Consider the following 15,234-nt stretch of genomic DNA (forward strand, 5'->3'; position numbering starts at 1 on the left):
GGGAAATGATGAACAAACTATTTTGATCGTCATAAGAATGGTTTATTCTTCGGGTTTTCGGAGAGTAAACCATTTAGAGAATACCACGGTCATGTTAATCATGTAACGATAAATAGTCTTTAGTCGGAAGTCTTAAGTTCCAAGTCAAAAAAAATGAACTTAACTTTTCACTTAAGACTTAGTACTATTAACTTAACGCTGCCTATGAAATTATTACGTTATTCTGTTTTCCTGATAGTTATTGCTGCAAATGCCGTAAACGGGCAAACTAAGCTTCACTGGGCAAAAAAAGTTGGGGCCAGGCACGTTCCGCAAAAAACAATAGTTTGGTATGTAAATGATAATGGCGCGGCCAATGATGGTAGTACCTTAAACACGGTCGCCATACAAAAAACTATTGATCGATGTTCGGTTAAGGGCGGAGGGATAGTTTCATTTAAACCCGGTAAATATTTAACAGGTTCCATTTTTTTGAAGAATAATGTTTGCCTGAATATTGATGATGGAGTAGAGCTGTTGGGTAGCCAGGATCTAAAAGATTACCCGGAGATTGATACCCGCGTTGCTGGTATCGAAATGAAGTGGCCTGCCGCTTTGATCAATATAGCCGGGCAAACCAAGGTGGCAATTACCGGGAAAGGATTGGTAAACGCACAGGGTAAGCCATTTTGGGATCTCTACCGGAAAATGCGGGCCGAATATGATCCTAAAGGTTTACGCTGGATAGTTGACTATGATGCCCAACGTCCCCGCACGTTGCTGGTTTCCAATTCGGCAGATGTTACCATCAAAAATATTACGCTGCAACAGGCTGGGTTCTGGACTGTGCAGCTGCTTTACTCAGATCATGTTACTGTTGATGGTATTACTATCCGCAACAATGTTGACGGCCATGGGCCCTCGACCGATGGCATAGATATAGATTCATCAAGCTGGATCCTGGTGCAAAACTGCGATATTGATTGTAATGACGATGATTTTTGTCTTAAAGCCGGTAGGGATTGGGACGGCTTGCGGGTAAACAAACCAACCGAATATGTGGTGATCCGCAAATGTGTATCAAGGGCGGGTGCAGGATTGCTTACCTGCGGCAGCGAAACTTCGGGCGGGATCAGGCATGTGCTTGCTACTGACCTGACAGGTAACGGAACCAGTAATGGGTTAAACATTAAATCTGCCATTACGCGCGGCGGCACGGTTGAGGATATACACTTTACCAACATAACCATGAATGGCGTGGGCACGGCCTTTCAAATCACCATGAACTGGAATCCAAGTTACAGCTATTCTAAATTACCCGATGGTTACAATGAAGCAACCCTGCCCGATCATTGGAAAAAGATCCTGCATAGAGTGGAACCAGCCGAAAAAGGGATCCCGCATTTTAAGGATGTATATATTTCAAATATTAAAGTTACGGGTGCTAAAAAGGCCATTAATGCCATCGGACTTAAAGGATCGGCCATGCAAAATTTTCATTTTGATGGGGTTAATATTGCGTCGGGCACCGCGGGAGATGTGCAGTTTGCAAAAGGATGGGAGTGGAAAAATTCACAGATCACTACTCAGGATAACACAAAACTTAATTTAAATGATGCCGGGGTTGGTCAATAATAAATACAAGCTTTTAAAACGAGTCCTTATTTGCGTGGGCGCAGCTTTGGGAATGCTTTTTTGTGCCTGGTCAGTTCCCCGGATACAAAAGAGTAGCAATGTTATTTCACTGGCAGGCCAATGGCAATTTCAAATAGATCCGGCTGATAAGGGGATTGAAGGGAGATGGTTCCTGAGATCCTTTACGGACACCATTCACTTGCCGGGTTCTATGACCCAAAACTTAAAAGGGGATGATATAACACTTAAAACAAAATGGACAGGCAGCATCTACGATAGTTCGTGGTTTTATAACCCACGTTTGGCAAAGTACCGGGTGCCTGGCAACCTCAAAATACCTTTCTGGCTTACGCCGTCCAAGCATTATACAGGGGCCGCATGGTATAAAAAGGAAGTAATTATTCCTGCGGATTGGAAAAATAAACATCTGGTGCTTTTCCTCGAACGGGCTCATACCGAAACCAGGTTATGGGTTGATGGTACTGAAATTGGCATGCAAAACAGCCTGGTGGCACCGCATCAATATGATCTTGGAGATCAGTTATCACCCGGAAAACATGAAATTACATTATGTATTGATAATCGTATTAAATCCATCAATGTAGGTCCCGATTCTCATAGTATAACAGATCATACGCAGGGCAACTGGAACGGGGTAATAGGTAAAATAGAGTTGAAGGCCGGAAGCCGGACCTGGCTGGATGACATTCAGATTTACCCTGATCTGAAACAAAAAACAGCCCATATCAAAGTACGGATAAAAACTGAAAAGGGAACTGCAAATGGTAACATCTCACTTTCGGCCAAAGCAATTAATACTCCGGTATCGCAACTTATACCAGCTGTAAATAAACCTGTTAATGTCAAAGATAGTGTGGCTGAATTGACCATCGATTTGCCAATGGGCGCTAAAATGGAAACATGGGATGAGTTTAATCCGGTTTTATACCGACTTACAGCAACGCTGCATACTGCGGATGGATCAACAGATATTAGGCAGGTGGATTTTGGCATGCACGAGTTTAAAGCCGATGGAAAAACATTTACCATAAACGGTAAAACTGTTTTTCTGCGCGGTACGGTTAATAACTGTGAGTTCCCGCTTACAGGTTACCCACCCACTACTGAAGCGGAATGGGACAGGATCTTTAAAATTTGCAGGGAGCATGGGCTTAATCACATGCGTTTCCACTCCTGGTGCCCGCCGGAGGCTGCATTTGCAGCAGCCGATAAAGCCGGCTTCTATTTACATGTTGAAGGGCCTTCGTGGGCAAATCACGGCAGCGGTTTAGGTCTGGGGCGGCCTATCGACCAATATATTTATGACGAAACAAACCGTATGGTTAAATGGTACGGTAATCATCCGTCATTTTGTATGATGGCCTATGGCAATGAACCCAGCGGCAAACAGGTAGAATACCTTACCAAATTTGTTGATTATTGGAAGGCTAAAGACCCGCGCAGGCTGTATACCGGAGCAGCGGTAGGGGGTAGCTGGCCGGTAATCCTCAATAACGAATATATGGCCCGTGCGGGTGCGCGTGGTTTGGCCTGGAACCAGCGGCCCGAGAGTAACTCTGATTACAGCAAACAGATAGCCCAGTTTAATGTGCCCTTTGTAGCCCATGAAATGGGGCAGTATTGCGCCTTCCCCGATTTTAAAGAAATCAAAAAGTATACGGGAATCTATAAAGCCAAAAACTTTGAACTTTTTCAGGAAGACCTTAAAGATCATGGCATGGCCGATGAGGCCGAAAAGTTCCTGACGGCTTCGGGTAAATTACAGGCTTTATGCTACAAACATGAAATTGAAAAAGCCATGCGTACACCCGGATATTCAGGCTTTCAGTTGCTTTCGTTAAATGACTATCCGGGGCAGGGTACTGCCCTGGTTGGTGTACTCAATGCCTTTTGGGATAGTAAGGACTATATAACAGCAAAGCAGTTTGCACGGTTTTGCAATGCAACAGTGCCGCTTATCCGTACCGAAAAGTTTGTTTATCAAAACAACGAAACGTTAAAGGCGCAGGTTGAGCTATTTAACTATAGTAAGCCTATCACAACTGCGCTGAACTGGAAACTAACCGATGCGCAACATAAGGTGATCAGCGAGGGTGTGCTGGAGAAAAAAAGCTATATAATGGGCAACTGCCAGCAGGCAGGGATGATCAATTTGCCTTTATCAAAAATAAAATCGCCGGTAAAACTGACCCTTGAAGTATCCGTACCCAACACTCAATATGTAAACGATTGGGACTTTTGGGTGTATCCGGCAACATTACCTGCTGTAAAAACCGATGTGTATTATACTACTTCGCTGGATGATAAGGCCAGAGAGGTACTTAACCGGGGCGGCAAGGTATTTCTGAATGCCGCGGGCAACGTTATCAAAGGCAAGGAAATTATACAATCGTTCACGCCGGTTTTCTGGAACACTTCGTGGTTTAAAATGCGCCCTCCGCATACGCTTGGTTTTGTGTGCGATCCTAAGCATCCTGCGTTTAATGATTTCCCGACATCATCCTATAGTGAAATACAATGGTGGGATATCCTCTCGAATGCGCAGGTCATGCACCTGGAAGATTTTCCGGCGACATTCCGTCCGGTTATTCAGCCTATTGATACCTGGTTCATGAACCGCCGTTTAGCCTTATTATTTGAAGCAAAGGTAAGTAAGGGGAGTCTGATGGTGAGCAGTGCCGATCTTTTGCCAACAACCGGCGAAGACAGGCCGGCGGCAAAGCAATTATATTACAGCATTTTAAAATATATGTCGTCACCGCAGTTTAAACCTGCTGACAGCATTTCGATGGAAACTGTTGATGATCTTTTCAAAACTGCTTCAAAAGAGGTGTTTGTGTCCTATACTAACGGCGCACCGGACGAACTGAAGCCTAAAAACACAAAAAAATAATATGAAAGTATTGAAACCGGTTTTAGCTTTATTAATAATAGCCTTTGTGGGCCTGGCTTTTATCAATCAGCAAAAGCCAACCATTTATTTGATTGGCGATTCCACTACGCATAATAACGATAAGGAAACCTGGGGCTGGGGGAGCATTATCCCATACTATTTCGATCTGTCGAAGATCAATATTGAAAACCATGCCATGGCCGGTCGCAGTACACGCACTTTTATCAAAGAAGGCCGGTGGAACAAGGTTGATTCGCTTTTAAAGCCGGGCGATTATGTGATGATGGTATTCGGCCATAATGAAGGCAGTAAACCCGATACTACCAAAGCCGGGTATCGTGGGGTATTAAAAGGCACCGGTAACGAAACGGTAGAGCTTACCTGGCCTAACGGTACTAAAGAAACTGTACATACCTATGGCTGGTATCTTCACAAATTTATCAGGGATACCAAAGCTAAAGGTGCAACGCCTATAGTACTGTCTATGATCCCTCGTAATGAGTTTCGTGATGGCAAAGTTATTCGCGCTGATAATGATTATGGCAAATGGGCACAGGAAGTGGCACAGCAGGAAGGCGTCATCTTCATTGATATGAACCGTATCACAGCCGATAAATATGATCAATGGGGCGCTGATTCCGTTAAGAAATTCTTCCCCGGAGATCATACACACACTAACAAAATGGGAGCTACTGTAAATGCTGAATCAGTAGTTGCTGGCATCAGGGCCAATCCTGCAAATCCTCTGAATAAATATCTTAAAAACTAAATTTTAGGCTGTGATGAAAAATATGATCCGTACAAATGCCGGCTTAAGCTTATTGCTCTTCTTGGCTCTGCTGTTATCTTCTTTTATGCTGATGAAACCCTCGGATAAGCCAACCTTTTACCTGATAGGCGATTCAACTGTAAAAAATGGTAAGGGCAAGGGCGATGGTGGTTTATGGGGATGGGGAAATTACATTGCCCCTTATTTTGATACAACAAAAATAGCCGTCGAAAATGATGCGCTTGGTGGCACCAGCAGTCGCACTTTCCAAACCATAGGCTTGTGGGATAAGGTGTTGGCTAAAGTCAAACCTGGTGATTTTGTGATCATGCAGTTTGGCCACAATGATAGCGGCGCGCTTGACGATACAGCCCGGGCCCGGGGAACCATCAAAGGTATTGGCGACGAACAGCAGGAAATATACAACCCGATACGGAAAGTAAAAGAGGTGGTACATACCTACGGCTGGTATATGCGCAAGTTTATTGCTGATATTAAAGCGAAGGGGGCAACTCCGATCATCTGCTCGCCGATACCCCGTAATATATGGAAAGATGGTAAGTCTGCTGGACGTAACAATGAAAACAGCTATGGGCAGTGGGCGCGTGAGCTGGGCGAACAAACCGGGGCTTTTTTCATCGACCTAAACAAACTAATTGCCGATGATTATGACCAGGAGGGCGAAGCAAAAGTTAAATCAACTTACTTCGGTACTGATGCCACACATACGCTTGAGCCGGGTGCGCAGCTAAATGCCAAATTGGTTATTCAGGGTATCCGATCGTTCAATCAGCTGGCGCTCAATAAATATTTAAAGTAACAGGTTCTGTAAATGATTGTGTCCGGATGATGAAAAGAAGAGATTTTATTGAACAGTTAAGCGTGGCTTCGGCAATGGCGTTATTGCCGGGTTTGGCTTTTGGTAATTCAAATGATCATGTTTCGGCATTCGCTAAAAAACTGAAGCCTGTTGGCCGCGCGCTGGAAATGGAGGGTTATTACGTTTGGTGCAATAGTCCTATTGAGGGCCCCGATGGCAGGATCCACGTGTTTTTTTCGAGATGGATCGCCTCCAAAAAAATGGGTGGATGGATCAACGGATCTGAAATATGCCATGCTGTGGCAGATACGCCAGAAGGTGAGTTTAAGTTTTTAGAAACAATCCTCGCCCCGCGCGGTCCCGGTTATTGGGATGCTACTACCTGTCATAATCCGTCAATAAAACAGGTCGATGGTAAATATTGCCTGTTTTTTATGGGTAATTCAAATGGCAAAACCAATACAAAACGGATAGGTTTGGCCATAGCCGATTCACTTGATGGACCCTGGACGCGCCCGGATGAACCATTGCTTTTGCCCGGCCCGGAAGGGGCATGGGACGATCATTGTACTACCAACCCGGCATTTGTTAAACATCCCAACGGGCAATACTGGCTGTTTTATAAATCATGGAACACCAAAGAATATGAAACATCAACCGACCCGCTGGTAAAGGGGAACCGTAAATATGGTTTGGCTATTGCCGATAAGCTGGAAGGCCCTTATATCAAGTATGATGGCAACCCGGTTATAGATTTTTCAGGACGAGGCAATAATGCCCAGTTGGAGGATGCTTTTGTTTGGCTTGACAGAGGTCGCTTTAAAATGCTTGCCCGGGACATGGGGGTATTTAATCACCAGTATGGTTTATACATGGAATCAAAAACCGGTAAAAAATGGAGCGAACCGGAGATTGGCTATTTTAATGCTGAATATTATCATATTAATCAGCCGCCACCACCGAAATACCTTAACAAGTACGGCCGGTTTGAAAGGCCCCAGCTTTTATTTAAAAATGGTAAACCAACTTACATGTTTACTACCTCGCAGGGTGGTAAATACATGACAGCATCGCCATTTATATTTAAAATAGAATCATAGTACTCTCAATATGAAAAAAATACTGCCCGTATATTTTGCATTATTTGCTGTTGTTTGGCCGGTTTTATTGAGGGCGCAAAATAAAATAGACCGTAAGGCTTTGGTGCAAAGGCACAATGTAATAAATAATAGTACCGACACGCTATCGTCTCTGTCCGTTGGCAACGGTCGTTTTGCTTTTACGGTAGACGCTACAGGCCTGCAAACCTTTCCTGAACATTATGATAAAGGCATTCCTTTAGGCACACAATCTGAATGGGGCTGGCACAGCTTTAAAGATACTGCAGGCTACAAGTTTGACGAAACATTAAAAACCTATATGCTCAATGGCCGCAACGTAAGCTACTCGGTACAATGGAACCAGCCCGGCCGTAACAGGAATGCTGCTAACTGGTTTAGGGAAAATGTACATCGCCTGCAATTGGGCAATCTTGGCTTTGTGTTATTGCATAAGGACGGAAGCGAGGCGCAGATAACCGAGATCCAAAATATCCGGCAGGAACTTGATTTATGGACGGGCGCTATTAGCAGCTCTTTTACATTTGATGGTGAGGCCGTAAAAGTTCAAACCTACGCGCACCAGGATCAGGACCTGGTAGTGGTGAAAGTCCAATCGCCATTGTTAGCGCAGGGCAGGCTTAAAGTAAGGCTGCGTTTTCCTTTCCCCACCAATCAGTTTGCCGATTATGGCGACAATTGGAAAAATCCGCAAAAGCATTATTCGGCAATTGTTAGTTCCGGGGTTAGGCAGGCAACTATTATTCACCGCCTGGATACCAGCCAATATTTTGTACGCCTCGCCTGGGATGGAGCAGCCTCGGTTAAAAATACCGCTGTTCACCAGTTTGTGTTATCACCACAGGGCAAAACCGGTGAATTAACATTTACCTGTTTGTTTACCTCCAAGAAAACCACAACGCTTTTACCCAGTTTTGCCCAAACGCAAACAAACAGCATACAGCAATGGAAGGCATTTTGGCAAAGCGGCGGTGCGGTTGATTTTAGTGGTAGTACCGATCCCCGGGCAAAAGAACTGGAACGCAGGGTAATACTGTCTCAATATCTTACCAAAATACAATGTTCCGGTCATCAGCCCCCACAGGAAACGGGCTTAACTTACAACAGCTGGTATGGTAAACCGCACCTCGAGATGCATTGGTGGCATGGGATTCATTTTGCATTATGGGGAAGGGAGCAACTGCTCGAAAACAGTTTGGGTTGGTACCAGCACGTAAAAGCTAATGCCAGGACTATCGCCAAAAGACAAGGATATGATGGCATCCGCTGGCAAAAAATGACCGACCCTGATGGCAATGAAAGCCCATCATCGGTAGGGGCATTCCTGATCTGGCAGCAGCCGCACTTTATTTATTTTGCTGAGCTGGACTATCGCGCCCATCCGAATAAGGAAACCCTCAATAAGTATAAAGACCTTGTACTGGCCGATGCCGATTTTATGGCTTCATTCGCAACTTATGATAAGGAGCATGACCGGTATAATTTAGGCAAAGGCATTATCCTGGCACAGGAACGTTATAAGCCCGAAGAAACATATAATCCAACCTATGAGCTGCAATACTGGCGCTGGGCTATAAATACTGCCCAGCTATGGCGCAAACGGATGGGCTTGCAGCCGGATAAAAAGTATGCACAAATCCTGGATAAATTAGCTCGACTGCCTCAAAAGGATGGCGTTTACCTTGCTACCGAAAGCTCGCCCGATGCCTATACAAACCCGAAATTAAAAACAGATCATCCGGCGGTTTTAGCAGCCTATGGGATGCTGCCCTATAATGATAAACTGGATACCACGGTAATGAAGAAAACCTTTAACCTGGTTTGGGATGTATGGGATTGGAAGGATACCTGGGGCTGGGACTTCCCGATGACCGCCATGACTGCCGCCCGCTTAAATATGCCCGAAAAGGCCATCGATGCTTTATTTATGCCCATAAAAACCAATACTTATTTAGCAAATGGTCACAATTACCAGGACGGACGGCTGCGCATGTACCTGCCGGGTAACGGCGGTTTGCTGGCCGCAGTAGCCATGATGTGTGCGGGTTGGGACGGCTCAACCACTGTAAATCCAGGTTTTCCTAAAAATGGGAAATGGAAAGTAAGGTGGGAAGGCCTAAAAAAAATGCCATAATGGGGATATATGTTTTATGAACCTGATCTAATAAAAAGCTACAATATGAATAAAGTATTTATCAAGATAAAAACGGTATTGTGTATCGGTGCCATTACAATAGCAAGCAGTGTGAATGCCCAGCAACCAGTAAAAAGTAAGGTGTTGGCAGATATGGCCCTGGCTAACAATTATTTTATGCAGAAATGGCCCGATCCGGGAGCTTCTGTTACCGTAAAAGGTACTACCCGCACCAGTAATTTATGGACAAGGGCTGTTTATTACGAAGGGTTGATGGCGATGTATAAAATTGATCCTCAAAAAAAGTATTATGATTATGCGGTTGACTGGGGCGAAAAACATCAATGGAGTCCCCGTGGCGCTGTTGATACCCGCAATGCCGACAATCAATGCTGCGGGCAAACCTATATCGATCTTTACCTGATAGATAAAAAGCCCGAACGGATTGAAAAAATAAAGCAAAGCATCGACCTGATGGTAAACAGTGAAAAAAAGGATGACTGGAACTGGATAGACGCGCTGCAAATGGCCATGCCGGTATATGCCAGGCTGGGTGAAATATATAATGACAATAAGTATTATGAAAAGATGTTCGAGATCTACAATTACTCAAAAACCGTTCACGGTGGTAAAGGATTGTATAACACGGCCGATCATCTTTGGTGGCGCGATAAAGATTTTGTACCACCTTACAAAGAACCTAACGGAGCAGATTGCTACTGGTCGCGCGGGAATGGTTGGGTAGTGGCTGCCATGCTGCGGGTGTTGGAAGTTATGCCAAAAAATGCCCCCCATCGCGACGAGTATTTATCGGTATACAAAGAAATGATTGAGGCTTTGGTGCCGCTGCAGCGCGCGGATGGTTACTGGAACGTGAGCTTAAAAGATTCGACCAATTTTGGCGGGAAGGAATTGTCCGGTACAGCCTTGTTTACTTACGGTATGGCCTGGGGCGTAAATCATGGTATCCTGAAAAAGAAAACCTATTTGCCAATTATTATCAAAGCATGGAACGCCATGGCAAAAGAGTGCTTACATCCCGATGGTATGCTCGGTTTTGTGCAAGGGACAGGCAAGGAACCCAAAGATGGCCAGCCTGTTGGCTATAACAATGTACCCGATTTTGAAGATTATGGTTTGGGCTGTTTCCTGCTGGCGGGCAGCGAAGTTTATAAACTGAGTAAATAATGAGGAAGATCTCCCTGTTTTTAGCTTTTATCCTATTAGTTGTAGTAGGCGCTTTTGCCCAAACGGGTATCGGCAGTAATAAGTCCGGCTATCAAAAGCAAGGCAATACCTTATATTTTAATAATGCCAATGGTGATGTTAAAATTGAATTTTGCTCAGCATCCATGTTCCGCGTAAGGGCCAGCTGGAGCCGTAAATTTGCACCTGATGAGCATTTAATGCAGGAGAATTATAATTGGCCTGCTGTTGATTATAAAATAACTGATGCTAAATCGGCATACGTAATCCAAACATCGGCCTTGATTATCACGGTACTTAAATCACCATTTATTATTAATGTAGCTGATAGCAAAGGCGTGACGTTATCGTCGGAGTATGTGCCTGATAGTAAACAGAATGGAGGTTTACATCACATAGGCGATACCGTGATGTGTACTAAAGATTTGTTGCCTGATGAGCATTTTTTTGGCTTTGGCGAGCGTATGGATTTTACCGACCAGCGTAACAAATTGGTAAAGCTGAACGTGGGCCGGGGAAAAAACAAAAATAACTTGCTTGGCGCCTATAACATTAACGAAGCTAACTATTGCCCGGTGCCATTTTTTATGAGCACTAAGGGATACGGCATCTACTTGCACAATTCATCGGCTACGGAATGGGATATGGGTAGCAAAACGGATGATGAGTACAGCTTTAAGGCAAATGATGGCGAATTGGATTACTACTTTATCTACGGTCCAACATTCCCGGCTATTTTGAATAGTTATTTAACCATTACAGGTAAATCTCCTTTGTTGCCAAGATTTGCTTTCGGTTTACACATAGGCACTTATAGCGGCGGTACCTGGGGGCATGAGGAACTTACTTCGGACAGGTATGTGATAGAACTGGCTCGTAAAATGCGCGAGATGGGCATCCCGGTTGATATTCTTTTTCTTGATTCTACCTGGCGCTTGTTTGGTAAAAATGGGGGCAAGGGCGCTACAACCTTTGAATGGCGCGAAACATTTAGAAATCCCAAAGCCATGTTTGATAGCCTGTATGCCATGAACTTTAAAATGGTGGGCCTGCATATTCGCCCGAGGTTTGATAATGCCAAAAATCTGAACCTGCTCGATCAGGCACAGGCCAAAGGTTTTACCTATCCTGAAAACGGAAAACCGGGCGAGTTTGTGAATTTTTTTGATCAGCAGGCTGCAAACTGGTGGTGGGATAATGGGGTGATGAGAGTAGCCTCAATTGGTGCCAAATTCCTGAAAACGGATGAAGGCAGTGCATTTGGTTCGTTAGCCAACGAAAGCGAAAAGGTTGGGCCTACTGGTAGAGAAGTGGCACAACTCCATAATGTATTTCCAATCGCTTACGCTAAGGCACCGTATTTAAAATTTCAGGAGTATAACGACATTCGGGGTCTGAATCAAACCCGGGAAGGCTATTCCGGCATCCAGCGTTACCCGTTCATTTTTGCAGGTGATTGGCCAAGCGAATGGCAGTACTTTGCTCCGGTTATCAAAGCCGGATTAAATATTGGCCTATCGGGCGTTGGGTATTGGGCGCATTGTATGGGCGGTTTTGAACATGCTGCCGATCCGGAGTTATACATGCGTTGGGTACAGTTTGGGATGTTCAGCCCGGTAGCCATGGTTTTTGGCATGGATCACCCGGGTTATAAAGAACCCTGGAACTATGGGGCCGAAGCTTTAGCTAACTTTAAAAAGTACGACGAACTCCGTTACAGGCTGATCCCCTACATTTATAGCAACGCGTACACACAATATCAAACCGGTATGCCACTCATGCGCGCTTTGGTGCTGGAATACCAGGACGACGCCAATACCTACAATATAGCCGATCAATACCTGTTTGGTGATAACATGATGGTTTGCCCGGTTACTGTAAAAGGCGCACAAACGCGTACCATTTATTTACCCAAGGGAACCTGGTTTGATTACTGGACGGGCGCAAAATACCCCGGAAAACAGTATATCCATATCTTAACCCCTCCTGATCATCTGCCCATTTTTGTAAAAGCAGGCAGCATCATCCCAATGCAACCGGCCATGAAATACATGGATGAAAAGCCGGTAGATGTAATTACGCTGGACGTGTTTTTGGGCCAGGCATCTGAGTTTAAGTTGTATGACGATGATGGCATCAGTTTAAAATATCAACAGGGCGACAAGGCAATCACCCAAATTGCTGTAGCCAATACTGCCGGTGGCTGGCAACTACAAATTAAAAAGCCTGCAGGTAACTTTACTCCGGCGCAGCATACTTATTTGACAAAAATACATTGGGCTTATAGTAATGATCCATCCTCAATAACAGAAAATAACGAAATATTGAAAGCGGCTGATCGTGTTGACGCATTAGACAAAACGGCTGGCTGGTATTATGATAAAACCAATCATTTGCTTTGGATAAAAACATCCCATAACAACAGGGATGATATTACCCTTAATTTTCAATAGATTGCAATAATCGTCTCCTATGAAAAAGTTCCTTCAAATCATCTTTTTTTTTTCAATAGCAAACAATCCAATATTTGCCCAGGATAAGCAACCGGCTAAGCGGCCAAACATCATTATTATTTTGGCCGATGATATGGGCTACTCGGATATCGGCTGTTTCGGCTCTGAAACCCAAACGCCCAATCTTGATGCGATGGCCAAAGGCGGTTTGCGCATGACCCAGTTTTACAATGCATCGCGCTGTTGCCCAACCCGCGCATCGTTACTCACCGGGCTTTATCAGCACCAGGCCGGGGTAGGTGATATGGTAAACCACCGGGATGTGCCGGCTTATCAGGGCTACCTGAACCAAAACTGCGTAACCATAGCCGAGGCACTTAAAGAAGGCGGCTATAACACATTAATGGCGGGCAAATGGCATGTGGGTACAGACCCCTCGCGCTGGCCGGTTAAACGCGGGTTTGATCATTATTTTGGTTTGATAGATGGGGCAAGCAGTTATTTTACTCCAACAATGCCTTACCGCCCTAATCAAAAACTTACCATTGCTTTAGATGATAAGGAATATACGCCGGGGCCAAACTGGTATTCAACCAATGCTTATGCCGATTATGCCCTTAAGTTTATTGAAGGTAATAAAGGCACGGGCAAGCCATTTTTCCTGTACATGGCTTTTACCAGTCCGCACTGGCCAATTCAGGCGCTGCCTGAGGATATTGCCAAATATAAAAGCAAATACCTGAAAGGCTGGGATAAGCTCAGGCAGGAACGGCTGGAACGTCAAAAACAATTGGGGATCATCGCTAAGGATGAAAAACTTTCGCCAAGGGATAAGAGCGTACCGGAATGGGATAACCTTACTCCGGAAGAAAAAGAGCAGTTTGATACCAAAATGGCCGTATATGCTGCCATGGTCGACCGGATGGATCAGAACATAGGGCGCATCAGAAAAAAACTTAAAGAGATGGGAGAAGATAAAAATACGGTGATCATGTTTCTGTCGGATAACGGCGCCAGTAATGAAACTATCGCGGGTCCGGGTTTTACCCCCGAGGTACTGGCCGCAAACGGTAAGCCTGCGAGTGATCCAACATGTTTTACCTCCTACGGGCCATTGGGTGCTAATGTGAGCAATACGCCCTTTCGCTTGTTTAAGCACTGGGAATACGAGGGTGGCACAGCTACCCCTTTTATCGCTTATTACCCCGATGTGATTAAGCCCGGCTCAATTGTTAATAAACCAGCCCACATTATCGATCTGATGGCAACCTGCCTTGATCTGGCCGGTGCAGCGTATCCTAAAGTTTATCATGGTAATAACATTACGCCAACTGAAGGTATAAGCATGGTGCCGGTATTTAAAGGACAGAAGTGGCAGGGGCATAACGGGCTGTTTTTTGAACATGAGGGTAATCGTGCTGTAAGACAGGGCGACTGGAAACTGGTATCTCAACGCCCCGAAAATAAATGGGAGCTTTACAATATCAGCACCGACCGCTCCGAATTAAACAACCTTAGCGCCAAATATCCGCAAAAAGTAGCCGAACTTGAAGCAATGTACAAGGTATGGGCCACCAGGGCAGGAGTGGTGGAGTTTGATAAATTGGCAAAAGCGAAAGGCGAATAATTAAATAGTATTAATCATTTGCTTATGTGGCAACAACACGATAGCAGCTATAAATTAGCTTTAAGTTTTGCATTCCGCTTCTGCTTTTACCAATGCCAATGTGTCAGGTCAGTGCCACATCGTACCGTTAAGGCCCAATACGAGGGCCATCCACAAGCCGATGAAATAACCCACAAAGCTTAGCACAAGGAACAGTCGTCCCAGCCATCCATCAAGACGGCGAAGCGGTTCTGTTAAATCGTAGCAGGCGCCAATCAAGGCACCCAAAAAAGGGGTTAACAGCAGGGGTTTTACCCGCCAGTATTCATTCCAGGCCGGGTTGCCCTTACCGGCACTGATCACAAAAAAACTGATCATCAGTAAACCGATACCAGCGCCTGTTAACATACGCTTTCCCAACGCGTCGGTAAAAAAAGGTCTTGTTGTAAATTCTCTTGTCTCTGTCATAACCTATAATATTATTTAAAAGTACTTTGTTATTCAAAGTTAAATTATAAATTTTATTTATGCAAGCCTTATTTTTTAAAATAATCTATTGTGAATTAAACCTGTTTACCAAAGTTGAAGCGCCAGGTGTGG

Annotated in this window: 10 protein-coding genes; 9 read left to right on the forward strand and 1 reads right to left on the reverse strand. The window is 44.7% G+C overall.

The genetic code is table 11. The features are described from left to right. Positions 1-204 precede the first annotated feature (204 nt). Genes MusilaSJ_RS00825 through MusilaSJ_RS00865 form a run of 9 tightly spaced genes read left to right on the forward strand, consistent with a single transcriptional unit; the run spans position 205 to position 14,655 of the window. Positions 205-1,614: a glycoside hydrolase family 28 protein gene (locus MusilaSJ_RS00825; protein WP_274988183.1), complete on the forward strand. Its 1,410-nt coding sequence runs from the start codon at positions 205-207 to the stop codon at positions 1,612-1,614. Then, positions 1,595-4,528: an exo-beta-1,4-galactosidase gene (locus MusilaSJ_RS00830; RefSeq protein ID WP_446725138.1), complete on the forward strand. Its 2,934-nt coding sequence runs from the start codon at positions 1,595-1,597 to the stop codon at positions 4,526-4,528. The genes MusilaSJ_RS00825 and MusilaSJ_RS00830 overlap by 20 nt, the downstream gene beginning before the upstream one ends. A gap of 1 nt (position 4,529) precedes the next feature. Further along, entirely contained in the window at positions 4,530-5,297 is a 768-nt protein-coding gene (locus tag MusilaSJ_RS00835; RefSeq protein WP_274988184.1) for a rhamnogalacturonan acetylesterase, read from the forward strand. Between the two features lie 13 nt (positions 5,298-5,310). Further along, positions 5,311-6,117: a rhamnogalacturonan acetylesterase gene (locus MusilaSJ_RS00840; RefSeq protein WP_274988185.1), complete on the forward strand. Its 807-nt coding sequence runs from the start codon at positions 5,311-5,313 to the stop codon at positions 6,115-6,117. A 26-nt stretch (positions 6,118-6,143) separates the two neighbouring features. Next, positions 6,144-7,217, forward strand: coding sequence for a glycoside hydrolase family protein (locus MusilaSJ_RS00845; RefSeq protein ID WP_274988186.1), 1,074 nt, complete (start codon positions 6,144-6,146; stop codon positions 7,215-7,217). Between the two features lie 10 nt (positions 7,218-7,227). After that, on the forward strand, positions 7,228-9,369 hold the full coding sequence (locus MusilaSJ_RS00850; RefSeq protein WP_274988187.1) for a hypothetical protein: 2,142 nt from the start codon (positions 7,228-7,230) through the stop codon (positions 9,367-9,369). 45 nt (positions 9,370-9,414) lie between these two features. Beyond that, on the forward strand, positions 9,415-10,557 hold the full coding sequence (locus MusilaSJ_RS00855; RefSeq protein WP_274988188.1) for a glycoside hydrolase family 88/105 protein: 1,143 nt from the start codon (positions 9,415-9,417) through the stop codon (positions 10,555-10,557). Beyond that, positions 10,557-13,028 carry a glycoside hydrolase family 31 protein gene (locus MusilaSJ_RS00860; RefSeq protein ID WP_274988189.1) on the forward strand — a complete coding sequence of 824 codons (2,472 nt, stop codon included), beginning with the start codon at positions 10,557-10,559 and terminating at the stop codon, positions 13,026-13,028. Before MusilaSJ_RS00855 ends, MusilaSJ_RS00860 begins: the two co-directional genes overlap by 1 nt. Before the next feature lie 19 nt (positions 13,029-13,047). After that, entirely contained in the window at positions 13,048-14,655 is a 1,608-nt protein-coding gene (locus MusilaSJ_RS00865; protein ID WP_274988190.1) for an arylsulfatase, read from the forward strand. 108 nt (positions 14,656-14,763) lie between these two features. Here MusilaSJ_RS00865 and MusilaSJ_RS00870 read toward each other — a convergent pair whose 3' ends face one another. After that, positions 14,764-15,102, reverse strand: a complete 339-nt coding sequence (locus tag MusilaSJ_RS00870; protein WP_274988191.1) for a hypothetical protein — start codon at positions 15,100-15,102, stop codon at positions 14,764-14,766. Positions 15,103-15,234: the final 132 nt, after the last annotated feature.

It is taken from the genome of Mucilaginibacter sp. SJ, assembly GCF_028993635.1.
Lineage (GTDB): Bacteria > Bacteroidota > Bacteroidia > Sphingobacteriales > Sphingobacteriaceae > Mucilaginibacter.